Origin of the sequence: Shewanella phaeophyticola, from assembly GCF_025398315.1 — a bacterium.
Lineage (GTDB): Bacteria > Pseudomonadota > Gammaproteobacteria > Enterobacterales > Shewanellaceae > Shewanella > Shewanella phaeophyticola.
On the sequence record NZ_JAODOQ010000001.1, the window covers coordinates 1,356,537 to 1,382,073 of the forward strand.

The following is a 25,537-nucleotide window of genomic DNA, read 5'->3' on the forward strand; positions in this document are numbered from 1 at the left end:
ATAAAGTTAAGATCCTTTTCGCGATTATCTGCATATTAACATTTATGCGCATCAAATTGATAATGACGTTAACGTTTAAAACTTTCACTATGAACTTAATAGAGTTGCTGGTTACAATTTGCTAACGAACAAGTAAGATAATTCATCTAATAAGTAATACACCTAATATAAGTGATATAGATATAAAAGGATATTGAATGCATCAACATATATTTACTCAACCGATTGTCAGTGAAATTAAGCAACCTACGTTATTAACGCTGCGGTTGTTAGACTCGGTGAGTGATTTGTTGGTGTTATCGGCAATGAGCAACCCATTAATTGAGTTCGTCATCAGCCAGGTCAATGTCACCGAGGCCACTTTCATTGTTCGCCATCAACCTTTCATTAGCTTAGTGTATGAAAACAGCCAGCAAGCTGTTGAAAAATATGATCAATCTAGATTGATCGGTCAAGGTTCTCGTTTATATCCAATGATGGGTATTGCGCCAAGAGTGTGTATCGATCAACTGAGAAATGGCTTAACCCTGAATATTCAGGTAGACCAAAGCGTTTATTTTAGCCTGGAGAAAAATGCACGATTTGAATTAATTTCTCTTGAACAAGACTTACGTATTTTAAGCGAGCCTCATGCGCTGGTGATGGCAAAAGCAATATTAGGGCGTAAGTTTGACTATGATGAACCGTCTTCAATGTTGGCGGTTCATATTAGTGAATTAGATCAAGTACGCCGAGATTTACGGGAGTATTTAAAAGGGGAGTCGGGCAAAATTCATCCAGGTGTGTCGACAGAACTATTAAAACTCGACCATTTATTGCAAAATAAACATCAATGGTTGCTCAGAACTTATCATCAATCATTAGAGCGCCCAAGCTTGGGTCGTTCGTCAAACGAGCAAATGTCTAATATTGAACAATTGCAGCGTAAACTTGATTGTTTTGAATTACTCGCGCCCCAAGATGTATCAGACATGGTGAATAAACTGTCTGATGACGAAATTTAAAATCTTATTTAGAGTCTCCCGATGTCTTATATTTGCCCCATTTGTTCTGCGCCTTTAACACTAAGCGATAAAAGTTGGGTATGCCCCAAACGTCATCAGTTTGATTGTGCCAAAGAAGGGTATGTTAATTTATTACCGGTACAAAAGAAAAAAACCAAAGACCCTGGCGACAATAAAGAGATGATGATTGCCCGTCGTGAGTTTCTGAATAAAGGGTTTTATCAACCGCTAAGTGACAAGGTTAATCAATTAGCGGTTGATTACGCGGCTAATGTTGAAACGATATTGGACATTGGTTGTGGTGAAGGGTATTACAGCCATCGTTTGTTTGAAACACTTCATCAATCAATGCCAAAGCCGTGCGCGCTTTATGGCTTAGATATCTCTAAATCTGCTATTCGTTCTGCAGCAAAACGTTATGCTGGTTTACACTTTTGTGTGGCAAGTGTGTTTGAAATGCCATTTGCTGATGACAGCATTGATTTAGCCATTCGTATTTATGCCCCGTCAAAAGTAGAAGAGCTACAACGGGTTATGAAACCCGGGAGTATATTAATTACTGTATCACCAGGTGCCAATGCATCATTTTGCATTAAAGGAAAAAATTTACAGTAGTCCGCGGTTACACCCGCAAGAATCATTGTTCTTAGAAGGCTTTAATTACCTTGCGCATGAGGCGTTAACTTACCCGCTCAACTTGACCCAAGCGGATGATATCGAACACTTCCTTAATATGACGCCATACGCTTGGAAGTTAAGTGATATGCAAAAGCGGCAAATAATAGAGCAAGGGCTCGAATGTGAGATCGATTTTAAAATTGAAATTCATCAACGCGAACAATTGTTGGTGGATTAAATGATGCAAATAACTATCTGATGCTCAAAGATAAACCGAATGGTTGATTCGTCAAAAAATTCTGAGCTATGACTTGATGTTTGTTGACTTATTCTGAGAATGGTTTATAGTCTACTTAGCTTGAAGGTTGGGCTTATATTTATGTGTTTCAATACGACCAGTTTCGTCCTGTGAACATAAGTAATACCGGCATTTTCCAGCTTTACCGCCGTTAAGGCTTTAATTATATATTTTACAGGATTTATATCATGTCTCAAGTTACTGGTGTTGTTAAGTGGTTCAACTCTGACAAAGGTTTCGGATTTATCGAGCAAGAGTCTGGTCCAGACGTATTTGTTCACTTCCGTGCTATCAACTCTGACGGTTTCAAAACTCTTGACGAAGGTCAGAAAGTATCTTTCACTGTGACTCAAGGTCAGAAAGGTCCTCAAGCTGAAAACGTTTCAGTAGTTGGCTAATATTTCTATCTAGTTTCGACTAGATATTGATAATAAGACTGTAGCATTTATGCTGCAGTTTTTTTTTGCAAATTTTAAATGACTAGTTTAATTCTATAGACTAGATCGGCGTCTAAAGGACATAAGCCACGCCTATATCAGTGTTTTTTTGGTTCGATTTCATTTATCTCTCCATTTTTACCACTCAGTAGTTAAGATTCAATACCTCGAAGATACATTTCTACATCGATTGTTCAGTGTTATATTCAGCGCTGCCAGTAAATTGAATCATTACGGCATTGCATCGGTTATCCTTTTCATCGCTCAACTTATACCATATATGAATCCTCTCTTATTGCAAGAGACAATAACGACAATTTCTGATACTCAATTGCTCCCATATATTCGGCTTTGGGTATCAGATTTACCCGCCATGATGGATATCCGCACCTAGTTATCATATCAATCGTGACGGCTTCAATGAGCCTTTGGTATAAACTGATTTGAACTAGGTGGCTATGAGCCTTCAATCATCATATTGTTTCTTTAGCAATTTGGTGAAAAGGTACCTCTATTGTAATTGTGATTTAACGCTAGTTAGACAGCTTGTACTTTGTATTTTTCTTGCTTAATGACCATAGCCCAAGCCATTCTCGCCATCTTATTAGCGAGCGCTACACAGGCTTTGTTGAATCCGGCTCTAGCTTCTAAGTTGACAGCCCAAACACTTAATCTGTCATCTTTATTTTTGGCATGCTTCAAAGCGCTTCTCGCGCCATTAATGAGCTGAGTTCGTAAGTAGGCATTTCCTCGTTTACTTATTCCTAATAAGCGAGCTTTATCACCCGTAGAGTGCTGTTTTGGTACTAGACCACACCAAGCAGCAAAATGACGGCCATTTTCAAAATTTTTACCGTCTCCAAGTGCCACCCAAAGAATACTCGAAATCAATGGCCCAATCCCTGTCATGGTTTGAAGACTTTGACACTGTTCATTATCTCGAGCCTGCTTAACAAAAAGCTTATCGATGTTTTTTATTTTTTCATCCCAGGTGATGAGCTCGTTCATCAGCTCATCGAGCATCATTCGAACAAGAGAACTCAGCTCATTCTCTGAGTCTTCTAAGGCAAAAGGTAAGGCCTTTTTTAGAGAAGAAATCCCTCTGGGGATAACGACACCATACTCAGCCAATAAACCTCTGATTTGATTGCCTAGCGCCGTTCTTTGCTTCACATATCGCTCTCTTACTCGGTGTAACAGTTGCGCATCTTGTTGCTCAATACTCTTTGCCGGAACGATTCTCACATCTTCGCGTTGAGCGACATCGGCAAGTGCTTGTGCATCATTGAAATCATTTTTGTTGCCAATACGATGCTGCGCAACATATTGAGGTGCAATTATCATGACCGAATGTCCGAGTTGGCTAAAAACCCGACTCCAATAGTGGCAAGCACCGCAAGCTTCGATGGCAATGGTACAAGTCTCCTTATTGGCGAAGTAAGCGACCAATTTACTTCTAGGGAGCTTGACCTTTTTTAGTATTCGACCAGAGATATTTTTCTCTACAACATGAAAAATAGATTTGGCTGTATCTAAACCGACTGTTACGCTTGTCATAGGATCCTCTCTTACTGTTGTTGGTTGCTTTTTCATCAATCAATATGGCTCATTTGAAGCCGATTTGGTAGAGAGGATTGCATTCCATTAATCAGCACAAGAATGTGATCATTCTTGCTGGTTAACATCGCTTATAACGTCGTTAGAAATGTTGAAGATAGAACACCTAACTCGTTGCAATTTCTACCTCATGTTAAGCGATATTTTTTACGCAACCTCTGGTCACTTATTTATCCTGATTGGTATTGTCCTGATGGGGATTAAGTGGTTTCTTACTGACTAATCTTGATTTAACACCGCGCAATAGAACATCTCAAATCAATTAATGATATTAGAAATCAAGTCCATACATTAAACCTTGCGCAGGTTCAAAGGGGATTGATTCTCGATTTACTATCATGAATCGCGTACAAAATAGTCATGTTTACTGGCGTGATTTGGTCTGGCTTAGAGCTGAAAATGCGCCAATTTTAATTTGATACAACAACTAAAATCATGACAAAGCCCATAAAAAGGCCAGTGTTAACGAGCCTGTACTGACATATTGCAATGGCTTATGAGAAGAGGGTTTCTTCTAGTGTTCGACCTTTAAGTATGGCTTTGTATCGCCATTGCTTTTCTGCTAACAAGCCTAGGATTTGTTGTTCTAGCTCAAAATTACTTTGTTTTTGATACTCAATAACATACTGCTCATCACCACTGCGTTTAACTTCAATGACCTGGGCTAATCCGAGTAATTGTTGATGTAAGTTGTCCATATCACACACTTGCATCGTCAAAGTAATAAAGTCAGTTGCCTGACTGGCTTTAATTGAAACAGATTGCTGTACCTTACCTTGTTCAAGATACACCACCTGATCACACAGTTTTTCAAGTTCATCTAAATTATGTGAGCTAATTAAAAAAGTGGTGTCACTTGATAAATCTTTAACGATTTGGCGTATCTTTTTAGCATTGGCAGGATCGAGCCCTGCGGTAGGCTCATCGAGTAATACAATGGTCGGTGACCCAATTAACGCTTGGGCAATCGATACTCTTTTACTCATGCCATGGCTAAGGCTTTTAGGTTTTGCTTGTGCTGACTCAGCTAAATCGACTAGCGCTAATACACGTAATGCTTCTTGCTTGGCATCGGCTTGACTGAAGCCTTGGAGCGTGGCAAAAAATTGTAGCTGTGATGCTATGGTAAAATGAGGGTCAAGTTCTGCATCCTGCGGTAGCGCAGATAACACCCCTTGAAGCGCTTTACTGCCTGGAGCATGGCCAAGGATCGTCACGCTGCCTTGAGTTGGCTGAATGTAGCCACAAAGTAAGCTAAACAGTGTCGTTTTACCCGCACCATTTGGTCCTACTAACGCAATAGGTGTACCTGCATCTAAGCTTAGATTAACGTTGTCCAGAGCTAATTTATTAGGGTAGTTTTTCGATAGGTTATTGCATTGAATTAGGCTCATAGGGCACTCCGTTTCATCAATAAATTCCCCAAACCTAAAATGACGACAGTTTGCAGTAAGGGAATTGGCGTGTAAGCCAGTGACCCAAAGCCCTGAGTATTTATCATACTTGAAATTTGAGAACCCGGTAAAATCATGTTCAACCCACTCAGTTGCGGGAATTTGAAATTAATTAACCCGATAATAATTGAGACTAATGCCCAAAGAATAATTGCAAAAATACTCGCTTGTCTTGCAGAGTTAGCATGTAATGACAAGAGTGCCATTGCAGCAGTGTAGGGTAATACCACAATAAAAAGATTAACCATTACCAGTAGGCTAGTGGTGACTGACGGTACTAATAAACTCATATCGCGAGTGAGCACCATGGCGATAGTGGCCAGCAGGGTTAGTATAATTAACGACAATTGGATCAGCATTTGGCCGGCAAAACGGCCAAAGAAAAGACTGCTTCGGCTTACTCGCAAGGTTAAAAAACGTAAACTTCCGCGCTGCTTGTCTGAACTGAACTGATCTGCGGCGATAAAGATGCTAAACATAGGAAATAAATATAAGGCAGCGAGCCAGAACACGGCAAACTCAGCGACAGGCCATTCAAATAAATGTTGTAAACTGTCTGATCCAAATAGTGCTTCAGTAAAGCTTCTAAAATTAGGCCCATAATAAATTCAGAGGCACTTTTGATTGGGTAAAGTAATAAAATCGCCCAAATAAGCATAAAAGCGATAAGGGCGACCATGCCACTTTTATTGGTAAAGCGCTTGCTGAGTTCGTATTTGGCCAATAACCAAATATGTGACAGCCCCGACGGGGGAGAGACGTGTTGCATAATAGTAATCCTTGAATAAACTGTAATGATTTAGATAGCAGAGGCGATGCTCGTTATCGCTACCAGTCTGAGTTTACAGTGGTGTTCAATGTGCTAGTCGAGTAACGTTTCTAACCGAGCCATTTTTTGCTCTAGTACGTCAACTCTCTCAGTTAATTCTGCGATGCGATCTTGTTGGGTCAAACTGTGTTGCGTTTGGACTGAGACTTGAATGCTGTCACTACTGTTAACCTGATGCTCGTCAATATTACCGCTAAAGCATTCTAAAAAACGGCAATCCCGTTTATTTGGCTCACGAGCTAACTGGACTACAAGCGGTGTTTCACGTTTGCTTAAGTTCAACAATGTTGCCTCTACTTGGCTCACGTCGCCAAACTCATGTAAACGCGGTGTGCGCGTTTTAAGTTCGCCAGGTGTTTGTGAATGCACGTAAAAGTAATACACAAATGATCGCAACTTCAGCACTGCTGAGTTGTAATTCACTAAATTCGGTATTACAAAAACGATGTTTGTATTTAACAACGCGACTGCCAAACCCTGTTTGCTCACTGATTAAGCGTTTTTTAGTTAGGTCATCAATGAGGGCTTGTACTTCGGGTTCACTTAATGACATTACAGGTTCGCGGCTACTTTTTTGATTGCAGGCGAGGGTTAACGAATTAAGTGACAGAGGGTATTGGTCGGGGGTGGTGAGTTCTTTTTCGAGTAAGCAACCGATAACGCGGGCTTCTAATGACGTCAATTCCATACACTGTCCTTATAAAAAATCGATGTAATACTTGTTGTTATTTTGCGTTGGCAGAAGGATAAATACTATGATGAGTGGCTAAAGGCACACTCATCATGTTTATGTGACAATATCGATTTACATGGTTAGACGAATACCATCGCTGTCGATACTGATGTCACCTGCTTTAAATAAACCGCCAATTGATTTTTTAAAGGCTTTTTTGCTCATGCCCAATTGGTCATAAATGATGTCGGCATCGGTTTTATCATGCAAAGGTAAAAAACCGTTAGCGCTTCGCAGCTTGTTGATAATAAGGCGAGCGTTTTTGTCTAAATCTTCTTTACCGCTTTTTTGTAAAACCAAATCAATTTTACCATCACTGCGCATGGTTTTAATAAACCCGGTTAGCTTTTGGCCAAAGCGAAGCTTTTGGAAAACTTCATTAGTGTAAATAACACCCCAATGTGTGTTGTTAATAATGGCTTTGTAACCTAAATCGGTGGTTCCACCGATGATTAAGTTAACTTGTTCGCCAGGGGTGTAGTGAGCTTCAGTTTTGTCGACAAACTTATCCACTTTCGATGACGCCATAATGCGCTCATCGGCATGGTTGGCATGGACATAAACTAAATATGAACGGCCTTCTTCTGCTGGTTTGTGCTGTTCACCAAAAGGCAACAGGAGATCTTTGTCTAAGCCCCAGTCTAAAAATGCGCCGTATGGGCACGGTGGCCACAACTTTTAGGTAAGCAAACTCGCCAACTTGCGCCAGCGCTTTTTGGGTAGTTGCAATCACAATGTCTTCAGAGTCGAGATACAGAAATACATCGACCATATCACCGACATTACACCCGGTAGGGACAAATTTATTAGGAAGCAAGACCTGTCCTAGCTCTTGAGCATTTAAGTAAACTCCAAAGTTCACTTGCTTAACCACTTCTAATGAATAACGTTTACCGATTTGTATCATGAATGACTCTACTTAATAAAAAATGAAAAGGTGTTTTCAATCGGTTAATTATACACGTAAATCAACACTAAGTTGTGTCATTTACTGTGAGTTGAAATTGATTTATTTGCTCAGTGCGTTATTGAACTTGGCTGAAGATAAAAAATCAGGTTTTTTGCAGTAATTAATGGGTAATTTACTTGCATTACACTGCATTGCAGGTTTTAATTGCGCCGATTTTAGCAAGCAGGCTTGACCTTGATAAAGTGATCTTATTTTTGCTTTAAGCAGTAAAACACTCGTTACAGAAATTGAGTGATGTTGGATCAGCAATATTTGCAAGCTATACAGATGTGTGACTAAGATGTGTTGTGCCTTTAGTTAAAGCATCAACAAGTTAACAAAGAGGGCTTCTATAAATTTGATGTTTGTGAGCATTAAACTTATTCCCCCCAGAGAGCTCAACGCATCAGAGTACGGCACATAACATGGCAACTTATATCAGTGATAGCGCTTAGTCGTTATCTGGATTTTAACAAGCAGTCGCATAAAAGTACTGCTTAACTTTGATACAAATACGGAAAATAATTATGTCTGATTGGTCTATCGAAGATGCTCGCGCGGGTTATAACGTGACTCACTGGAGCCAAGGCTTTTACGGTATTCGTGAAGATGGCGAAGTCACAGTGTCACCTGATCCACAAAACCCAGCTCATAAAGTCGGTTTAAATGAATTGGCTAGAGATATGGTTAAAGCGGGCGTTTCGTTACCGGTACTGGTCCGTTTCCCACAGATTTTGCACCATAGAGTGGAAAGTTTATGTGAAGCCTTTAATGATGCGATTACTAAGTACGAATATCAAAATGATTATTTGTTAGTTTATCCGATTAAAGTTAACCAACAACAAACCGTTGTTGAAGAGATTTTGGCGAGCCAAAAATCCAAAGAAGTACCGCAATTAGGCCTTGAAGCAGGCAGTAAGCCAGAATTAATGGCGGTATTGGCCATGGCTCAAAAAGCCAGTTCTGTGATTGTGTGTAATGGTTATAAAGACAAAGAATACGTGCGTTTAGCCTTAATCGGCGAGAAGTTAGGCCATAAAGTTTACATCGTACTTGAAAAGATGTCTGAGCTTAAAATGGTATTGGCAGAAGCTGAGAAACTCGGTGTGACACCTCGTTTAGGTTTACGGGTGCGTTTAGCTTTCCAAGGCAAAGGTAAATGGCAAGCAAGTGGTGGCGAAAAGTCTAAATTTGGTTTGTCTGCTGCCCAAGTATTAAAAGTGGTTGAGCAATTACAACAAGCCAACATGCTTGAGTCATTACAGTTATTGCACTTCCATTTAGGCTCACAAATTGCCAACATTCGCGATATTCGCCAAGGTGTTGGTGAGGCGGGGCGTTTTTACTGTGAGCTACGCCAACTCGGCGCTAAAATTGAATGTTTTGACGTTGGCGGTGGTTTAGCGGTCGATTATGATGGCACTCGTAGTCAAAGCAACAACTCAATGAACTATGGTTTGAATGAGTATGCTAACAATATTGTTAATGTGTTAACCGATTTATGTAATGAATACGAGCAGCCAATGCCACGTATTATTTCGGAATCTGGCCGTCATTTGACAGCACATCACGCGGTATTGATTACCGATGTTATTGGCACTGAAGCGTACATGCCTGAAGTGATTGAAGCACCAGCGGACGATGCGCCGCAACTGTTGCATAACATGTGGCAGTCTTGGGAAGAAATCAGTGGCGGACACGACCAACGTGCCATTATTGAAATTTATCACGATACCCAAAGTGATATTGCAGAAGCACATTCATTGTTCGCCGTTGGCCAATTTAGTTTGGCGCATCGTGCTTGGGCTGAACAAGCTCACTTACGTGTATGTCACGAAGTGAAAGGCTTACTGAGCAATAATAACCGCTACCATCGTCCTATTATTGACGAATTGAACGAAAAACTGGCTGATAAGTTCTTTGTTAACTTTTCGTTGTTTCAGTCATTACCTGATGCCTGGGGTATTGACCAAGTGTTCCCTGTGTTGCCGTTATCGGGTTTAGATAAAGCACCAGAGCGCCGTGCTGTAATGCTTGATATTACCTGTGACTCAGACGGTATTGTTGACCAATACGTAGATGGCCAAGGTATTGAAACCACGCTACCTGTACCAGCTTGGAGCGCAGAAAGCCCATATCTAATCGGCTTCTTTATGGTTGGTGCATACCAGGAAATCTTAGGTGATATGCATAACCTATTTGGCGACACTAACTCGGCCGTAGTACGTTTAGATAAAGCCGGTTCGGCCAATATTGAATCGGTACTTCAAGGCGATACTGTGGCTGACGTATTGCGTTATGTAAACCTAGATGCTGACGAGTTTATGCGCACGTTCGAAGAGTTAGTGACTCAACATATTGTTGAAGACGAACGCGCCAGCATTTTAGAAGAGTTACAAGTCGGTCTTGACGGTTACACTTACTTAGAAGATTTCTAAATGTAAGCGTAAAACAAACGGCGACAGATGAGAGGCTTAGTTATGTATAATAACTAAGCCTTTATTTATTGCTAAGGCTTACTTTATGATATTAACGATATAACGTTGCTTGAGGGTTAACTACACTGATGTTTTTTGAAGGTTCTGAAAAAAAATTGAGCTCATAACCGCATCGACTCATGGTTCATTGCGTGCACTTAGTTCTAATTTTTGGACTCAAATAGTCAGCCTCGCCAAAGCGGATATTATCTCGGTTATTGATAATCAACATTGCGATGCGTATTTATTAAGCGAGTCGAGTTTGTTTGTCTGGGATAACCGCATCGTCATGCTAACGTGCGGCTTGTCGACCTTGATAGACAGTTTATTGGCCATGCTCGAACATATCGGTGTCGACCATGTGGCGTTTGTGAGTTATCAACGTAAAAATGAATATTTAGCGCATTTGCAAGTCTCAACGTTTGCCGATGACATTGCCCGTTTACGTCAGTACATACCTGGTACAGCGTGCCGAATTGGTCACTTAGACAGTCATCATCATTTTATTTTTACCAGTGACAAGCCTTGTTTATTAACGGTACAAGATAACACCAGCGAACTATTGATGTACCACATTAGTGGACCAGTCGCACAGTATTTAACCTCAACTGAACAAACAGTAGAGCATATTTGTGCATTATTAGGCTTAAGCAAATTGTTTGAGGGGTTTGACTACGATGCCCACTTATTTACTCCGTTAGGGTTTTCAGTTAACGGCATAAAAGGTGAGCAATATTTTACCATTCACATTACCCCGCAAGAGCAGAGCTCTTATGTCAGTGTTGAAACCAATGTCGATGTTAACTCGCCCGCTAACTCCATCGCTGCGCAATTATTAGCTTTATTGCAGCCGATTAGTTGGGACACTATCGGATTTAATGCACCAGTTATGGCATCTGCTAAGCCTAAAAATATATGCCTCGCCCAATGTTCATACCCTATTAAGCCAGATTATCATGTCCACTTTGGCCACTTTCAGCAGCTTGACTCAGAAGTACTGAGTCCAGAATTTATGTAACTCGGCGAGTGCAATGTTAAGCCGTTAAATGCTAAACCTTTTGATAACAGGTAAAGTCTTAATTAAAAAGTCGTTGATATTGCCAGTTTAAATGCCCAAGCCAACGTTTAGGCGTTGGCTTTTTTGTGCTTGCTCAGCGTAAAATAGTGTGAATAAGCATAAACAAGGAAGCGCAATGAGTGATTTAAGTGATATTCGTCGAGAGTACACCCAAGGTGGCTTAAGACGTGGTGATTTACCTGCTAATCCAATGGATTTATTTGAAAAATGGATGCAGCAAGCTAAAGATGCGCAATTAACCGATCCAACGGCTATGTGTATCGCAACGGTTGACGAGCAAGGGCAGCCTTTTCAGCGTATTGTGTTACTCAAGCGTTTTGACGATATCGGCTTTGTGTTTTTTACCAACCTTGAAAGCCGCAAAGCCAAACAAATTGAAGTGAATAACAAAATCAGTTTGTTGTTTCCCTGGCATCCATTAGAGCGGCAAGTAGCCGTCATCGGTGAAGCTGAACCTTTATCGATGTTAGATGTGGCTAAATACTTTATGAGCCGTCCCAAAGAGAGCCAAATCGCTGCATGGGTATCAAAACAGTCGAGTAAAATTTCAGCGCGCCAAGCGTTAGAAGGCAAGTTTGCTGAAATGAAAGCCAAATATGCTCAAGGCGAAGTGCCTTTACCTAAATTTTGGGGCGGTTATTTAGTACGACCAAGCAGTATTGAATTTTGGCAAGGTGGAGAACATCGCCTGCATGACAGATTTATGTACAGTAAAACGGATAGCGATTGGCAAATAGATCGTTTAGCACCTTAATCTGTGTTAATAAATGGGAGTAATATCGCGTGATAAGCAATAAAATTTGGGTCGATGCCGATGCCTGTCCAAATGCAGTAAAAGACATGTTATTTCGTGCCTCAGAGCGCAAGTCGATTCAATTAGTATTGGTGGCTAATCAATTGATTAAAGTACCGATTTCGCCATTGGTTTCGATGATTAGAGTGAGCTCGGGCTTTGATGAAGCCGACAATTATATCGTTGAGCAAGTGGACTCGGGTGATTTGGTTATCACAGCTGACATTCCATTGGCGGCAGAGGCCGTTGAAAAAGGCGCGTTGGTGTTAAACCCAAGAGGGACTGTGTACACCACAGAAAACATCAAACAAACCTTGACCATGCGAGATTTTATGGAAGAAATGCGCAGCAGTGGGATCCACACTGGTAGCTATAATAGTTTTTCTCAGGCAGACAAGCACGCTTTTGCCCAGGCATTAGATAAATGGCTTGCGAAAGTAAAATAACGGTTTTTACCTAATTGATAAAAGACTTATCTATACTCAAGTTGTATTGTTTCATAACGTGTTAATGTTAATTAAAAGGAGTCAACAATGAAAATAGCATTACCTTTGTTCGCAGCTGGGTTGTTAAGTTTTCAAGCCATGGCAGGCGATTGGCAGATTAACCAAGATCACTCGCGTGTTAGCTTTATCTCAGTAAAGAAAAATGACATTGCTGAAGTGCACCACTTTAAGCAAGTTGCGGGCTCATTGACCGAGGCGGGCGCTTTTGCGTTATCGATAGATTTAAATTCGGTTGATACCGGAATTAAAATTCGTGATGATCGCATGCAAACCGTGTTGTTTGAAGTTGCACAATTTCCGCAGTTGAAAGTCAATGCCGTGATTAACCCTCAGTTATTGATGGGAATGAAAGTCGGTGACACCTTAACAACAAAAATTGATGCCACTGTTGAGTTACATGGTAAAAAACAGCAAAAAAGCGTTGAAGTTCTTGTGGCTAAATTATCTGATGACAAATTAGTTGTCAGCAGCTTTGCACCTTTATTGGTTCAAGCTGACGAGTTTAATTTAGTGACAGGTGTTGAAAAGTTAAGAGAAATCGCTGGTTTGCCAAGCATCAGCTTAGCGGTGCCTGTATCGTTTGTGCTAACCTTAGCACAATAATTAAACAGTATGGTGCAATGGCTTTGGGTTACGTAAACCTAAGCCATTGCCCATTAAATAATCGTGAAAAAAGGTGAAAAAATGGTTACCGATAAAGACGGATACATGCATTTAATTCAGTATTTAACTGAACATTTAGGCTTGTTTGAAGCGCCTGAACAGAATGCGGCCGCGACGGAGACCGTAATGGAATTATTTGAAGAACAATTATCTGCACAAATTATCATGGTATGTGGTCAAAACCCACAACTGTCATTTGCGCAGCGTAATATGGTGATCCGTGAAATCGACGCGATTGTGTACGATCTAGAAGAGATTTTAGCGTCAGTGGCCAACCAACAGGCCACACCTGAACAAAGTATTTTTATTACTGAGTTTTCAGGCTTAATTAAAAATTTATTCGATCAAGAAATCGCTCATTTATTAGCTTAACTGCACAGTAAGCTTGGTTGTTTTAGGCGTGGTAGTTTTTGGAATTGAACATGTTTAGAAAAGTCGTCATTTCTGCTGTTTTATGTGTTTTATCATTATCTGTTTTTGCCAATAGTCAAGCCATTGTAGTGAGTCAAATAGAAACCATGACCGTAGCCGATTCAGGCTTATTGTTTAAGGCTCGTATTGATACTGGCGCAGGAAATACCTCTTTGCATGCTGTCGACCTTGAAGTGATGGGAGGAGAATCTGCCAATATGAAACAAAACATTGGCAAAACTATCGCCTTCACCACTGTCAACGAGCAAGGTGACAAGAAACGGATGCAAGCGGAAATTGTCAGTACTTCAACCGTCAGAAACTCACAAGGAAGAGAAACCCGCTATATGGTAAAGCTCGACGTTGGCTTTCCTGACAGTCTGCATAATGTGTATGTTAATTTACGCGACCGCAGCCACATGAACTACAAACTTCTCATCGGGCGTAACTTTTTAAAGAAAGGCTACCTGGTTGATGTGTCTCGAAAAAAGATCATTGGCCCAGTGGCAGAACTTAGTATCAAACAAACTGGTTTGTTGTTCAATACTCGAATTGATACCGGCGCGGTAGAAAACTCATTGCATGCGGTCGACATGCGTATTGAAGATGAAGATCTTAACGATAAGACCAATAACGTCGGTAAAATGATCACCTTTACCACCGAAAATGACAAAGGCGAAACGGTCGATGTGCGGACTAAAATTCGTGGCACTTCTTTTATTCGTAATGCTCAGGGAACTGAAGTTCGTTACATGGTCAGGCTCAGTGTCGGCGAACCCAGGAAAGAGTATTTAGTGGATGTTAACTTAAAAGATCGTACCAAAATGGGTTACAAATTGTTGATTGGACGCAATTGGCTGCAAGGGCATTATGTTGTTGATGTGTCGCAAGAGCATTGACTCCAACTGAATATAGCGCCCCAACTAACAGACTGGAACAATATCGCTAACAAAAAGCGCTATTGTTAGTATATTTCCCGAGTTTTTCAGTGCATCGTCATCGGCTATAACGTTTATCAATCTCGCTTTATATAATGGCATCTAGAAATGGATGTTATTAATTAACTTTTATTTATTATCAATTGCTTGGGCGCATTTGGTGGAGCGTAAAGTGAGATTGCGAATTACGATTGTTTAGGGCTTTAGCGTTTCTGGGTATTATCGTTTTTCATATTTGAGTTGATAAATTCAATGCTTAATTCACTCGTTAATTATTCTGTTAATTATTCTGTTAATTATAGTTTGTCGGTAAAAAAGCGGTGTAGTTAATTAAGATTACTGACGATGAGCTATCACGATGAGCCTAGAAAGCTAAATTGCAGTTAAATACAGCTATTTGCCACTAAAAAGTCCAATAATGACTAGTAAAATTGCGGCCTCTCACGTAAAATTTCACTCTTTTATTTTAACCCTAGCTTTGGCTCGTTGAGCAAATAACACGAGTTAAACTATCGCGTCGGCACTATCAAATTAGTTGATTTATTTGATAGTCGAAGCAGACGCCCAATCGCATTGATATGCACAAATGCAGTGGATGATAACATGCAGCAGTTAACCGAGATCGTAGAACAAGCCTTAGAGGTCATTGACAAGGCCAGTGATCTAAAGACATTGGATGATATCCGTGTCGATTACCTTGGTAAAAAAGGTAAAATCACTGACATGATGAAAATGATGGGATCATTAAGCGCAGAAGAAAAACCTGCCTTTGGTCAAGCCGTCAACCAAGCTAAACAAGCCGTACAGCAAAAGCTGACTGAGCGTATCGATGGATTGAAAGCGTCGGAGTTAGAAGCGAAATTAATTGCTGAAAAAATCGATGTTACTCTACCAGGGCGTACCTTAGAAATCGGTGGCTTACATCCGGTTACGCGTACAATCGAACGTATTGAAACCTTTTTTGGTGAATTAGGCTTTGTTGTTAAGGAAGGTCCTGAAATTGAAGATGATTTTCATAACTTCGACGCCTTAAATATTTCTGAGCACCATCCAGCTCGTGCCGATCACGATACCTTTTACTTTAATCCCAAAGTGATGTTGCGTACCCAAACATCAGGTGTGCAAATCCGTACTATGGAACATGAAAAACCACCGTTGCGTATCATTTCTCCTGGCCGTGTTTACCGTAATGATTACGACCAAACTCACACGCCAATGTTCCACCAAGTGGAAGGGTTGATGGTGGCTGAGAATGTTAATTTTGCAGAGCTAAAAGGCATTTTGCATGACTTTTTACGCAACTTCTTTGAAGAAGATTTAGAAGTGCGTTTCCGTCCATCTTACTTCCCATTTACTGAGCCTTCAGCTGAAGTAGACGTAATGGGTAAAAACGGTAAATGGTTAGAGGTTTTAGGCTGCGGTATGGTGCACCCAAATGTACTGCGCAGTGTGGGCATTGACCCTGAAAAATACTCTGGTTTTGCTTTTGGTATGGGCGTAGAGCGTTTAACCATGTTGCGCTACGGCGTAAATGATTTACGTGCCTTCTTCGAAAACGATTTACGTTTTCTTAAGCAATTCAAATAACGGAGCAATAATTAGATGAAATTCAGTGAATCTTGGCTTCGTGAATGGGTAAACCCTTCAGTAAGTCGTGACGAGTTATCACACCAAATTACCATGGCCGGCCTTGAAGTCGACGGCGTAGACCCAGTAGCAGCTGATTTTAGCGGCGTGATTATTGGTGAAGTGGTTGAATGTGGTCAGCACCCTGATGCCGACAAATTACGTGTAACCAAAATCAATGTGGGTGGTGATGAGCTAATTGATATCGTTTGTGGTGCCCCTAACTGTCGTTTAGGTTTAAAAGTGGCTGTGGCTATGGTTGGTGCAGTATTACCTGGCGATTTTAAAATCAAAAAAGCCAAATTACGTGGTCAACCCTCAATGGGCATGTTGTGTTCATACGGTGAACTTGGCATCGACATCGAAAGCGATGGCATTATTGAGCTGCCACAAGATGCACCATTAGGCGTTAATGTTCGTGAGTTTTTGCAATTAGATGACGTCATTATCGACGTTGACTTAACTGCTAACCGCGCTGATTGCCTAGGTATGGCCGGTCTTGCGCGCGAAGTGGGCGTATTAAACCGTCAAGCAGTAACTGAGCCTACATGGCAAGCTGTTGATGCAACAATTGATGCACCATTTAGTATTAATGTGGTTGCGCCAGATTTATGCCCACGTTATTTAGGCCGAGTGGTTAAAAACATCAATGTTAAAGCCGCTACGCCGTTATGGATGCAAGAAAAGTTACGTCGCAGTGGTATTCGTTCAATTGACCCGATTGTCGACATTACCAATTATGTGTTGATCGAGTTTGGTCAACCTATGCATGCGTTTGACTTAAACACCTTAAACGGCGGGATTAACGTCCGTTTAGCCGACGGCGTTGAAACGTTAACCTTGCTTGACGGTAACGAAATTACCGTGCCAAACGACACTTTAGTGATTGCAGACGACAAACAAGCCGTTGCACTTGCAGGTGTATTCGGCGGCGAAAGCACTGGCGTGAATGAAAATACCCAAGACATCTTATTAGAGTGTGCATTTTTTGCTCCACTTGCCATTATGGGTAAATCACGTCGTTTAGGCTTACACACAGATGCCTCACACCGTTTTGAGCGTGGCGTAGACCCTGAGCTACAGCATAAGGTGATGGATCGTGCTACACGTCTTGTATTGGATATTTGTGGTGGTGAAGCCGGCCAGGTGGTTGAAGCAGTATCAGCTGAACATTTACCAAAAGCAGCCACTATTACCTTACGTCGTAACAAGTTAGACAAAACATTAGGTCACCATATTCCTGATACTGATGTTGTTGAGATTTTACAACGTTTAGGCTTTAACGTTGAAACAGCAAATGATGCATGGCAGGTTACAACCGCAACTTACCGTTTTGATATGGCGATTGAAGAAGATTTAATCGAAGAAGTGGCACGTATTTACGGTTACAACAACATCCCTAACACAGCGCCACAAGCTGCGTTAACCATGCCAGATCACAAAGAAGCGGACATTTCGCTTAAGCGTGTTCGTAGCATTTTTGTTGCTCGCGGTTTTCAAGAAGCAGTGACCTACAGCTTTGTTGACCCTAAAATGCAAAATTTAGTTCATCCTGGTCAAGAAGCGATGGTGTTACCAAACCCAATTTCAATCGAAATGTCAGCAATGCGCTTGTCGATGTTCACAGGGCTATTAACTGCTGTTGGCTACAATCAAAGCCGTCAACAAGGTCGTGTAAGATTATTTGAGACCGGTTTACGCTTTGTTCCTGATGCACAAGCAGATTCTGGCGTTCGCCAACAAGCCATGCTGGGCGCGGTCATTTCAGGGGTGCAAAACGAAGAACATTGGTCAATGGAATCGAAAACAGTCGACTTCTTTGATTTAAAAGGTGATTTAGAAGCTATTCTAGGCTTGACAGTTGCCGCTTCTGAATTTAGTTTTAAAGGGGCAACTCATCCTGCGCTGCATCCAGGACAATGTGCTGAAATATTAAGAAATAATCGAGTCATTGGTTACATCGGCGCTATCCATCCTAGCTTGGAAAAGCCGTTTGGACTCAATGGAAAAACAATTGTTTTTGAGTTAGAACTGGATGCATTATTGCACGCCCGTTTGCCGCTAGCCCAAGCTGTATCTAAGTTTCCTGCTAACCGTCGTGACATCGCGCTAGTAGTAGATGAAACAGTTTCTGCCACTGATGTTATGAATTTGATAAGAAAAGTTGGCGAAAATCAGTTGGTTGGCTTAAACTTGTTCGATGTATACCAAGGTAAAGGTGTTGAGCCTGGCAAAAAGAGCCTCGCCATCGCACTTACATTACAAGACACTACTCGTACACTTGAAGAAAAAGACATTACCGAAACTATGGATTCAGTAATATCTGCTCTTAAGACCGAGTTCAACGCATCGTTGAGGGATTAAAGTATGGCACTTACCAAAGCCGAAATGGCAGAACATCTTTTTGAAACGTTAGGCATTAACAAACGTGTAGCCAAAGAGATGGTTGAGTCTTTTTTTGAAGAGATTCGTGAAGCACTCGAAAATGGTGAGCAGGTCAAGCTATCTGGCTTTGGCAACTTTGACCTTAGGGACAAGAATCAAAGACCGGGAAGGAACCCGAAAACTGGTGAAGATATTCCCATTTCTGCTCGCCGTGTTGTTACCTTCCGTCCTGGACAGAAGTTAAAATCACGTGTTGAAGCGGCAAACTCGGGTAAAAAATAGATCACTGGTTAATACGCCAATTCAGATTTTGATCTGTATTACGAAGAGCCACTCTTAATTGAGTGGCTCTTTTGTTTTTGAGTTTACCAAACCCTTGGTATAATCCCAATCAGCACAAGAATGTGATCATTCTTACTGGTTAAAATCGCTTATGACGTCGTTAGAAATTTTGAAGGTAGAACAACTAGTTCTCTGCAATTTCTGCCTTATTCTAAGCTGTTTTTCCTACGCAATCTCTGATCACCTATTTATCCTGATTGGTATAATAAAATTTTATCGAACGTTAACATTGAGAGTTAATTGTTCGTACACGTTTATTTGGAGTGTTCTTTTGTCTCGAGAAGCAAAACATTTTGATACCCGCTTTAAAATGGCGTTATTACACCCGCGTTTTTGGCTGACATGGTTAGCCATAGCGGTATTGGTTATATTTGGTATTTTACCCGCCAGTGTGCGTGATCCTATTGCCAGATTTTTAGCGGTTATTGTGATGAAAATAGCCAAAAAGCCAATCAATATCGCTAGAATTAACATCAGTCATTGTTTTCCTGACATGTCGAAAACAGAGGTCGAAACGTTAGTTAAGCAAAATGTGAAGATGTTTGTATTGGTGCTGCTTTCACAAGCCGAATTACTGTTTAGATCAACGGATCATTTAAAGCGTCGTATCCAAATGAATGGTTATGAGCATGTTAAAGCTGCCAGAGATGCCGGCCAACCAATTATTTTTATTATGCCTCATGTGTGGCCAATGGAGTATGCCGGGTTGCGTGTGAACATAGAAATCCCCATCGTGACCATGGCAAAAGCACACCGGAATGACTTGTTTAACTGGTTTAGTAATCGCATGCGCACCAGCCAAAATGGTCGTGTGTACATGCGTGAAGCAGGGATCCGCGCGTTATTAGCTGAACTTAAAAAAGATAACAGCTTCTTTTATTTACCAGATGAAGATTTAGGGCCAGATAAAAGCGTATTTACGCCGTTTTTAGGCACAGTAAAAGCGACATTACCCGTAGTGGGTCGCCTTGCTCAAGCGGGCAACGCTCAAGTGATGCCAGTTAACATTGGCTATAATGAACAAGCTAAGCAATTTGTTATGACGATAATGCCCGCCATTAGTCCACAAGAGATGGCAGGTAAAGAAAACGAAGCCTTGGCATTAAACAAAGCGGTTGAGCAGGTGATTAAAGCCTATCCAGAACAATACATGTGGTTTTTAAAACTACTCAAAACCCGCCCACCAGGTGAGAAGAGGTTTTACTAATACTCACAACAGACCTTAGGGTCTGTTGATCTTTGCTGTTTGAATGTTGTTCGAGTTAAAAACGTTTTAATCGAGGCGAATGGATTGATGCCTAGCAATCTAAGCAACTCTTTATTTGCGAAGAATCATTTAACAAAGAGTAAAACGTTTTTAGCCGAACCCTTCGGGCAGCGTTTATTGGCCATTTTTACTGCGTTATCGACTTTTTATGTAGAATAACTACACCTCAAAGTCTCTGCCTTGTATAAAAGACCAACAATTCGCTGCAAAAACAATCTTGAAAGATCAACAGACCCTAGTAAGAACAACATCATTGATTATAAGAATAAAAAGAGGTTTATATGGATTTTAACGAATTGTTATCTGCCTTGTCGTTTGTGGTATTCACTTATGACAACAGCCCAATTACCTTGCTGCAATTGTTGCAAGTACCGTTATACCTCTTTTTAGCCTGGTTTATTATTACTCGAGTCGGTCGGCTCATTGTCAAAGCGTTAAAGCGACGTCATGTTGGCGCAGACGCGATTCATTTATTTACCCGCATGTACTTTATTATCAGTATTGCGGTGCTGGTGTTTACCAGTATGGAGATTTTAAATATTCCATTAACCGCGTTTGCGTTTGTGTCGGGTGCGATTGCAATCGGTGTTGGTTTTGGTGCGCAAAATATCATTAACAACTTTATCAGTGGTTGGATTTTGATGTGGGAGCGGCCAATCCGTATTGGCGATTTTTTAGAGGTCGGCGAAGCGCGAGGTGTGGTTGAGTGTATTAATACTCGATCGACCTTAATCCGTCGTAATGATGGGGTGCACATGTTAGTGCCCAACAGCCAACTACTTGAAAATACCGTAACCAACTGGACTTTAATTGATAAAAATGCCCGTACTTTTATTCGTGTCGGGGTGGCTTATGGTTCTGATGTGATAAAAGTCCGCGATTTGATTTATCAAGTGATTGGTGAACGCGATGATATTTTACAGCAACCCAAGCCAGTGGTTTTATTTGAAGACTTTGGTGATAACGCACTTGTTTTTGACTTAATTTTTTGGGTGAGTGCGGTATCTGAAACCGATATTCGCCGTCGACGCAGTGAGATTCGCTTTCGAATGTATGAGCTGTTTAATGAGCATCAAGTGGTCATCGCCTACCCACAACGTGATTTACATGTGGATGGTAATTTGACGATTACTCAAAGTCATAAAAACTCATAATTCACCATTTTAGATCAACAAAAAAGACGCCTCGGCGTCTTTTTTATAAATCCTATTCAGTAGAGCTGAGTGAATTCTATTTACTGGCTTTAGTGTGGCGATCCAATAAATTTTTATTGATATCAGCCATTGATAGTCCTTGGTCTTCAAGTAGCACGATTAAGTGATACATCAGATCAGAGGCCTCATTGACCAGCTCTTCTTTGTCGTGAGTGGCTGCGGCAAGGGCGGTTTCTAAACCTTCTTCACCAACTTTTTGGGCAATACGCTTAGTACCACGCTCAAATAATGATGCGGTATAGCTTGATTCAGCACTTTGGCCTTTACGTGAAATAATCAAGTTTGTCAGATTATCAATAAAAGGATGCGCGTTACCGTCTTTCCAGCAGCTTTCTGTGCCTTTGTGGCAGGTTGGTAGCCGTTCGGGATGACTTGCACTAAAAAGCTGTCGTTGTCGCAATCTTTGTCGATAGCAACTAAATCTAGGGTATTACCTGAGGTTTCACCTTTGATCCATAAACGCTGCTTAGAGCGGCTAAAAAAGGTGACTTGCTTAGTGGCTAGGGTTTTTTCTAGCGCGGCCTGATCCATGTAGCCAAGCATGAGCACTTTGCCTGTTAGGTGATGTTGAACAACCGCAGGAATAAGCCCCTGTTGTTTGTCCCAATCTACAGTTGTACTGTCAAATACGATATCAGTCATTGATGTTCTCTTTTTCGGCAAGGTTATAAACGAATGGCGATGTGATTGGCGTGTAAATATTGCTTTAATTCGCCAATATCAATAATGCCTTTGTGAAATACGCTTGCAGCTAATGCGGCGTCGACTTTGGCAAGTTCAAACACGTCTTTAAAGTGTTCCATGGTGCCCGCACCACCTGAAGCAATTAATGGCACGTCACAAATAGCGCGTACCATGCTGAGTTGTTTGATGTCGTAACCGCCACGCACGCCGTCTTGATTCATGACATTAAGCACAATTTCACCACAACCGCGTTTTTGCACTTCTTCCACCCAGTCTTGAGTATACCATTGGGTGTCTTTGGTGGCGGCTTCATCGCCGGTAAACTGTTTCACTTTGTAACTATCAGTTTCGGCGTCGTAGTATGAGTCAATCCCAATCACAATACATTGGCGACCAAATTCATCTTGCAAGCGCGAGATTAAACTTGGGTCGGTTAATGCAGGCGAGTTAATCGAGATTTTATCGGCACCAAAAGCCAGTTTCTCGCGCGCTTGCTCAATGGTTTTAATGCCACCGGCAACACAAAAGGGGATATCAATTTGTTCCGCGACGCGGCTCACCCAGGACTTATCGATAACCCGGTCGTGGGCACTGGCAGTAATGTCATAAAACACTAACTCATCAGCGCCTTCGTCGGCATAACGGGCGGCGAGGGGAACGATGTCGCCGACAATTTCATGGTTGCGAAATTGCACGCCTTTAACCACTTTACCTTCACGGACGTCAAGACACGGAACTATGCGTTTGGCCAGCATTGTATTGCCTCCTCAACGGTAAATTGATTAATGAGCAAGGCTTTACCAATAATAATGCCCGATGCTTTACTGTCACGCACTGCAGCAACGTTATCAAGGGTGGCGATACCGCCTGATGCTTGCCATAAAATGTGAGGGTAAGCAGATGCCAGCTCTGTATAAAGCTCGGAATTGGCACCGGTTAAGGTGCCATCACGGCTAATGTCAGTAACTAAAGCATGTTTAAGGCCAACGGTTTCAAACTCGGCGACTAATGATTCTAGTGACTTACCGCCACCTGATTGCCAGCCAGAAACGGCGACAATTTTTTCGCCTGCGTCGTTGATGTTGACATCAAGCGCTAAGCAGATGGCATCGCTGCCGTATTTTACAAACCAGCTTTTAACCAGTTCAGGTTCTTTGACGGCAAGCGAGCCAATCACCACACGTTTAACGCCAATCTTTAGCAGCTCTGCGACTTGTTCTTCACTTCGAATTCCGCCGCCAACTTGAATATCAACCTCAAGCCCTGCGGCTAATTCGCTAATAAGCTGGGTTTGACGCTTGTGAGGATCTTTTGCGCCTGTGAGGTCAACTATATGCAGCAACTTAGCACCTTGTGCTTGATACGATTGCAGTTGTGCAAGCGGGCTTAAGTCAAAGGTGGTTTGTTTATCGTAGTCACCTTGGTATAAACGCACCACTTGGCCGTCAATTAAATCAATGGCTGGAATAATCACTGTGATGTCTCCATGTTTAATCCCATCTGTAAAAAGTTCTGTAAAATCTGCGCACCGACTTTGGCGCTTTTTTCAGGGTGGAATTGCACCCCGAAAAAGTTATCTTTACCAATGGCCGCACTAAATGATTCGCCATAAGTGCTGCTGGCTAAGGTGTACTCACTGATGGGCGCGCGGTAGCTGTGAACAAAGTATACATAGCTGCCATTTTCAATCCCGGTAAATAACGGGTGGTTGCCAACGTTTATTTGGTTCCAACCCATGTGCGGTAATGGCAAGCCTTTGCTGTCAAGTTCGCCAATGTCAGTCGGTACAAGGCCTAAACAGCTAATATCTTGCTCGCTACGTCCGCCATGCTCGTTAGATAAACTGGCGAGCATTTGCATGCCAAGACACACGCCCATCACTGGCTGAGTTAAACTTTTAATCAACTCGATTAAGTTTTTTTGCTTTAACGCATCCATTGCAGCGCCAGCGGTGCCCACACCGGGTAGCACTACGCGCGCAGCACTGCGAATCACATCAAAGTCTGCACTGACAACGACATTGGCGTTAAGACGTTCAAAAGCAAAACGTACAGAGCTTAAATTGGCACAGCCAGTGTCGATAATCACCGTGAGATCACTGGTATTGCTTGAAGAAACAGATTGTTGTGTCACGCTAACTCCTTACAGTACGCCTTTGCTTGATGGCAGTATGTCGCCTTCGACTTTCACCGCCTGGCGAAGTGTGCGGCCTAATACTTTAAATAGTGCTTCCACTTTGTGGTGGTCGTTATCGCCTGTTGAGCCAATGTGCAATGTACAACGAAGGCCATCAGCGAATGAGCGGAAGAAATGCGGTACCATTTCAGTGGCCATTTCACCGACCATTTCACGGTCAAAATCAGCGGTGAATTTAATGAATGGACGACCAGAAATGTCCATTAAGCATTCGCCGCTAGCTTCATCCATTGGTAAGCTAAAACCAAAACGCGCAATACCACGTTTGTCGCCTAGAGCCTGGCGGATAGCATCACCAATAGCTAGGGCGGTGTCTTCAACACTGTGGTGGTCGTCAATTTCTAAGTCGCCGTCGACGTGGACGTCCATTTTGAAATTACCGTGGGTTTGAATTTGGTCAAGCATGTGGTCAAAAAAGCCGATGCCAGTTTCAATTGAACCTTTGGTTTGGCTGTCTAAGTCGATAGTGACGTTAATGTTGGTTTCTTTGGTCGTACGCACGACATTCGCGATACGACCTTTGCTTAATAGGGCATTGGCAATGTCGTCCCAGTTAAGACTTTGACGGTCGTATTTAAAGCTTTTAATGCCCATGGCATTGGCAAGCTCGGCGTCTGTGTCACGATCACCAATCACGGCTGAAGTAGTAAAGTCGATTTTACCTTGAGTTAAGTAGTCTTTAACCAGGCCTAGTTTGGGCTTGCGACAGCTACAGTTTTCGTCATTGAAGTGTGGGCAAATGACCACATCGTCAAATTTAACACCTTGGCTAGAAAAGATTTGCATCATCATATTGTGCGGGGCGTCAAAGTCTTCTTTTGGAAATGAAGGTGTGCCTAAACCGTCTTGATTACTCACCATCACTAAGCGAAAGCCGGCTTTTTGTAACTTGAGTAATGCCGGGATAACCTGCGGCTCAAAAAACAATTTTTCTAAGCGGTCTAATTGCTTATCGATTGCTGGCTCTTCGACTAATGTGCCATCGCGGTCGATGAATAATATGTTCTGTTTCATGTGA

Annotated in this window: 20 protein-coding genes and 6 pseudogenes; 16 read left to right on the forward strand and 10 right to left on the reverse strand. The window is 41.8% G+C overall.

Annotated features, from left to right (window positions below; translation table 11 throughout):
- The first annotated feature begins 197 nt into the window (after positions 1-197).
- The 3 genes and pseudogenes from N4T56_RS06385 to N4T56_RS06395 all read left to right on the forward strand — a co-directional run bounded on the left by N4T56_RS06385 (position 198) and on the right by N4T56_RS06395 (position 2,318).
- Positions 198-1,004 (forward strand): hypothetical protein, encoded by an 807-nt coding sequence (locus tag N4T56_RS06385; protein ID WP_261732627.1) that lies wholly within the window; start codon positions 198-200, stop codon positions 1,002-1,004.
- 21 nt (positions 1,005-1,025) lie between these two features.
- A pseudogene (gene rlmA / locus N4T56_RS06390) lies at positions 1,026-1,860 on the forward strand (23S rRNA (guanine(745)-N(1))-methyltransferase).
- Between the two features lie 248 nt (positions 1,861-2,108).
- Complete coding sequence (locus N4T56_RS06395) at positions 2,109-2,318, forward strand: cold-shock protein (RefSeq protein ID WP_011496716.1); 210 nt, start codon at positions 2,109-2,111, stop codon at positions 2,316-2,318.
- A gap of 576 nt (positions 2,319-2,894) precedes the next feature.
- Here the strand turns inward: N4T56_RS06395 and N4T56_RS06400 are convergent.
- The 5 genes and pseudogenes from N4T56_RS06400 to N4T56_RS06420 all read right to left on the reverse strand — a co-directional run bounded on the left by N4T56_RS06400 (position 2,895) and on the right by N4T56_RS06420 (position 7,897).
- Positions 2,895-3,914, reverse strand: a complete 1,020-nt coding sequence (locus N4T56_RS06400) for an IS110 family transposase (RefSeq protein WP_261732628.1) — start codon at positions 3,912-3,914, stop codon at positions 2,895-2,897.
- Positions 3,915-4,468: 554 nt separating this feature from the next.
- Complete coding sequence (locus N4T56_RS06405; protein WP_261732629.1) at positions 4,469-5,368, reverse strand: ABC transporter ATP-binding protein; 900 nt, start codon at positions 5,366-5,368, stop codon at positions 4,469-4,471.
- Positions 5,365-6,197: pseudogene (locus N4T56_RS06410) on the reverse strand (ABC transporter permease). Before N4T56_RS06410 ends, N4T56_RS06405 begins: the two are co-directional and overlap by 4 nt.
- 93 nt (positions 6,198-6,290) lie before the next feature.
- Positions 6,291-6,945, reverse strand: a pseudogene (locus tag N4T56_RS06415) (YceH family protein).
- A 117-nt stretch (positions 6,946-7,062) separates the two neighbouring features.
- Positions 7,063-7,897 (reverse strand): annotated as a pseudogene (locus N4T56_RS06420) (CvfB family protein).
- A 569-nt stretch (positions 7,898-8,466) separates the two neighbouring features.
- Between N4T56_RS06420 and speA the strand changes: the two are divergent.
- The 13 genes and pseudogenes from speA (at position 8,467) to N4T56_RS06485 (ending at position 21,579) form a co-directional block, all read left to right on the forward strand.
- Entirely contained in the window at positions 8,467-10,377 is a 1,911-nt protein-coding gene (gene speA / locus N4T56_RS06425; protein WP_261732630.1) for a biosynthetic arginine decarboxylase, read from the forward strand.
- Positions 10,378-10,564: 187 nt separating this feature from the next.
- Entirely contained in the window at positions 10,565-11,434 is an 870-nt protein-coding gene (locus N4T56_RS06430) for an adenosylmethionine decarboxylase (protein ID WP_315903011.1), read from the forward strand.
- Between the two features lie 175 nt (positions 11,435-11,609).
- Positions 11,610-12,248, forward strand: a complete 639-nt coding sequence (pdxH, locus tag N4T56_RS06435) for a pyridoxamine 5'-phosphate oxidase (RefSeq protein WP_261732631.1) — start codon at positions 11,610-11,612, stop codon at positions 12,246-12,248.
- Positions 12,249-12,277: 29 nt separating this feature from the next.
- Positions 12,278-12,733, forward strand: a complete 456-nt coding sequence (locus tag N4T56_RS06440) for a YaiI/YqxD family protein (protein WP_261732632.1) — start codon at positions 12,278-12,280, stop codon at positions 12,731-12,733.
- Positions 12,734-12,820: 87 nt separating this feature from the next.
- Positions 12,821-13,396, forward strand: a complete 576-nt coding sequence (locus tag N4T56_RS06445) for a YceI family protein (RefSeq protein WP_261732633.1) — start codon at positions 12,821-12,823, stop codon at positions 13,394-13,396.
- Between the two features lie 81 nt (positions 13,397-13,477).
- Positions 13,478-13,828: a DUF3802 family protein gene (locus tag N4T56_RS06450; RefSeq protein WP_188919796.1), complete on the forward strand. Its 351-nt coding sequence runs from the start codon at positions 13,478-13,480 to the stop codon at positions 13,826-13,828.
- A 50-nt stretch (positions 13,829-13,878) separates the two neighbouring features.
- Positions 13,879-14,766: a putative ATP-dependent zinc protease gene (locus N4T56_RS06455; RefSeq protein WP_261732634.1), complete on the forward strand. Its 888-nt coding sequence runs from the start codon at positions 13,879-13,881 to the stop codon at positions 14,764-14,766.
- Between the two features lie 642 nt (positions 14,767-15,408).
- Positions 15,409-16,392, forward strand: coding sequence for a phenylalanine--tRNA ligase subunit alpha (gene pheS / locus N4T56_RS06460; protein ID WP_188923747.1), 984 nt, complete (start codon positions 15,409-15,411; stop codon positions 16,390-16,392).
- A 15-nt stretch (positions 16,393-16,407) separates the two neighbouring features.
- Positions 16,408-18,795 carry a phenylalanine--tRNA ligase subunit beta gene (pheT, locus tag N4T56_RS06465; RefSeq protein WP_261732635.1) on the forward strand — a complete coding sequence of 796 codons (2,388 nt, stop codon included), beginning with the start codon at positions 16,408-16,410 and terminating at the stop codon, positions 18,793-18,795.
- Between the two features lie 3 nt (positions 18,796-18,798).
- Positions 18,799-19,098 carry an integration host factor subunit alpha gene (gene ihfA / locus N4T56_RS06470; protein ID WP_160052251.1) on the forward strand — a complete coding sequence of 100 codons (300 nt, stop codon included), beginning with the start codon at positions 18,799-18,801 and terminating at the stop codon, positions 19,096-19,098.
- A gap of 331 nt (positions 19,099-19,429) precedes the next feature.
- The gene (lpxM, locus tag N4T56_RS06475) at positions 19,430-20,365 is read left to right on the forward strand and encodes a lauroyl-Kdo(2)-lipid IV(A) myristoyltransferase (protein ID WP_261732636.1); all 936 of its coding nucleotides are present in this window, start codon (positions 19,430-19,432) and stop codon (positions 20,363-20,365) included.
- Between the two features lie 87 nt (positions 20,366-20,452).
- Positions 20,453-20,668: pseudogene (locus tag N4T56_RS22700) on the forward strand (hypothetical protein); the annotation flags it as partial.
- A gap of 38 nt (positions 20,669-20,706) precedes the next feature.
- Positions 20,707-21,579 (forward strand): mechanosensitive ion channel family protein, encoded by an 873-nt coding sequence (locus N4T56_RS06485; RefSeq protein ID WP_261732637.1) that lies wholly within the window; start codon positions 20,707-20,709, stop codon positions 21,577-21,579.
- Positions 21,580-21,655: 76 nt separating this feature from the next.
- Here N4T56_RS06485 and hisIE read toward each other — a convergent pair.
- The 5 genes and pseudogenes from hisIE to hisB form a co-directional block, all read right to left on the reverse strand.
- A pseudogene (gene hisIE, locus N4T56_RS06490) lies at positions 21,656-22,281 on the reverse strand (bifunctional phosphoribosyl-AMP cyclohydrolase/phosphoribosyl-ATP diphosphatase HisIE).
- A gap of 23 nt (positions 22,282-22,304) precedes the next feature.
- Positions 22,305-23,078, reverse strand: coding sequence for an imidazole glycerol phosphate synthase subunit HisF (gene hisF, locus N4T56_RS06495; RefSeq protein WP_261732638.1), 774 nt, complete (start codon positions 23,076-23,078; stop codon positions 22,305-22,307).
- Complete coding sequence (gene hisA / locus N4T56_RS06500) at positions 23,060-23,797, reverse strand: 1-(5-phosphoribosyl)-5-[(5-phosphoribosylamino)methylideneamino]imidazole-4-carboxamide isomerase (protein WP_261732639.1); 738 nt, start codon at positions 23,795-23,797, stop codon at positions 23,060-23,062. Before hisA ends, hisF begins: the two co-directional genes overlap by 19 nt.
- On the reverse strand, positions 23,794-24,456 hold the full coding sequence (gene hisH, locus N4T56_RS06505; RefSeq protein ID WP_261732640.1) for an imidazole glycerol phosphate synthase subunit HisH: 663 nt from the start codon (positions 24,454-24,456) through the stop codon (positions 23,794-23,796). The genes hisA and hisH overlap by 4 nt, the downstream gene beginning before the upstream one ends.
- A gap of 9 nt (positions 24,457-24,465) precedes the next feature.
- A complete protein-coding gene (hisB, locus tag N4T56_RS06510; RefSeq protein WP_261732641.1) occupies positions 24,466-25,533 on the reverse strand; it encodes a bifunctional histidinol-phosphatase/imidazoleglycerol-phosphate dehydratase HisB in 1,068 nt (355 codons plus the stop codon).
- Positions 25,534-25,537 lie beyond the last annotated feature (4 nt).

Excerpts from the sequence above, each read along its gene's own strand:
- pheS (WP_188923747.1), top strand. The coding sequence starts at position 15,409 with ATGCAGCAGTTAACCGAGATCGTAGAACAAGCCTTAGAGGTCATTGAC.
- speA (WP_261732630.1), top strand. The coding sequence starts at position 8,467 with ATGTCTGATTGGTCTATCGAAGATGCTCGCGCGGGTTATAACGTGACT.
- N4T56_RS06405 (WP_261732629.1), bottom strand. The coding sequence starts at position 5,368 with ATGAGCCTAATTCAATGCAATAACCTATCGAAAAACTACCCTAATAAA.
- hisB (WP_261732641.1), bottom strand. The coding sequence starts at position 25,533 with ATGAAACAGAACATATTATTCATCGACCGCGATGGCACATTAGTCGAA.
- ihfA (WP_160052251.1), top strand. The coding sequence starts at position 18,799 with ATGGCACTTACCAAAGCCGAAATGGCAGAACATCTTTTTGAAACGTTA.
- N4T56_RS06455 (WP_261732634.1), top strand. The coding sequence starts at position 13,879 with ATGTTTAGAAAAGTCGTCATTTCTGCTGTTTTATGTGTTTTATCATTA.
- pheT (WP_261732635.1), top strand. The coding sequence starts at position 16,408 with ATGAAATTCAGTGAATCTTGGCTTCGTGAATGGGTAAACCCTTCAGTA.
- N4T56_RS06385 (WP_261732627.1), top strand. The coding sequence starts at position 198 with ATGCATCAACATATATTTACTCAACCGATTGTCAGTGAAATTAAGCAA.
- N4T56_RS06450 (WP_188919796.1), top strand. The coding sequence starts at position 13,478 with ATGGTTACCGATAAAGACGGATACATGCATTTAATTCAGTATTTAACT.
- N4T56_RS06395 (WP_011496716.1), top strand. The coding sequence starts at position 2,109 with ATGTCTCAAGTTACTGGTGTTGTTAAGTGGTTCAACTCTGACAAAGGT.
- hisF (WP_261732638.1), bottom strand. The coding sequence starts at position 23,078 with ATGCTGGCCAAACGCATAGTTCCGTGTCTTGACGTCCGTGAAGGTAAA.
- pdxH (WP_261732631.1), top strand. The coding sequence starts at position 11,610 with ATGAGTGATTTAAGTGATATTCGTCGAGAGTACACCCAAGGTGGCTTA.
- N4T56_RS06445 (WP_261732633.1), top strand. The coding sequence starts at position 12,821 with ATGAAAATAGCATTACCTTTGTTCGCAGCTGGGTTGTTAAGTTTTCAA.
- N4T56_RS06485 (WP_261732637.1), top strand. The coding sequence starts at position 20,707 with ATGGATTTTAACGAATTGTTATCTGCCTTGTCGTTTGTGGTATTCACT.
- N4T56_RS06400 (WP_261732628.1), bottom strand. The coding sequence starts at position 3,914 with ATGACAAGCGTAACAGTCGGTTTAGATACAGCCAAATCTATTTTTCAT.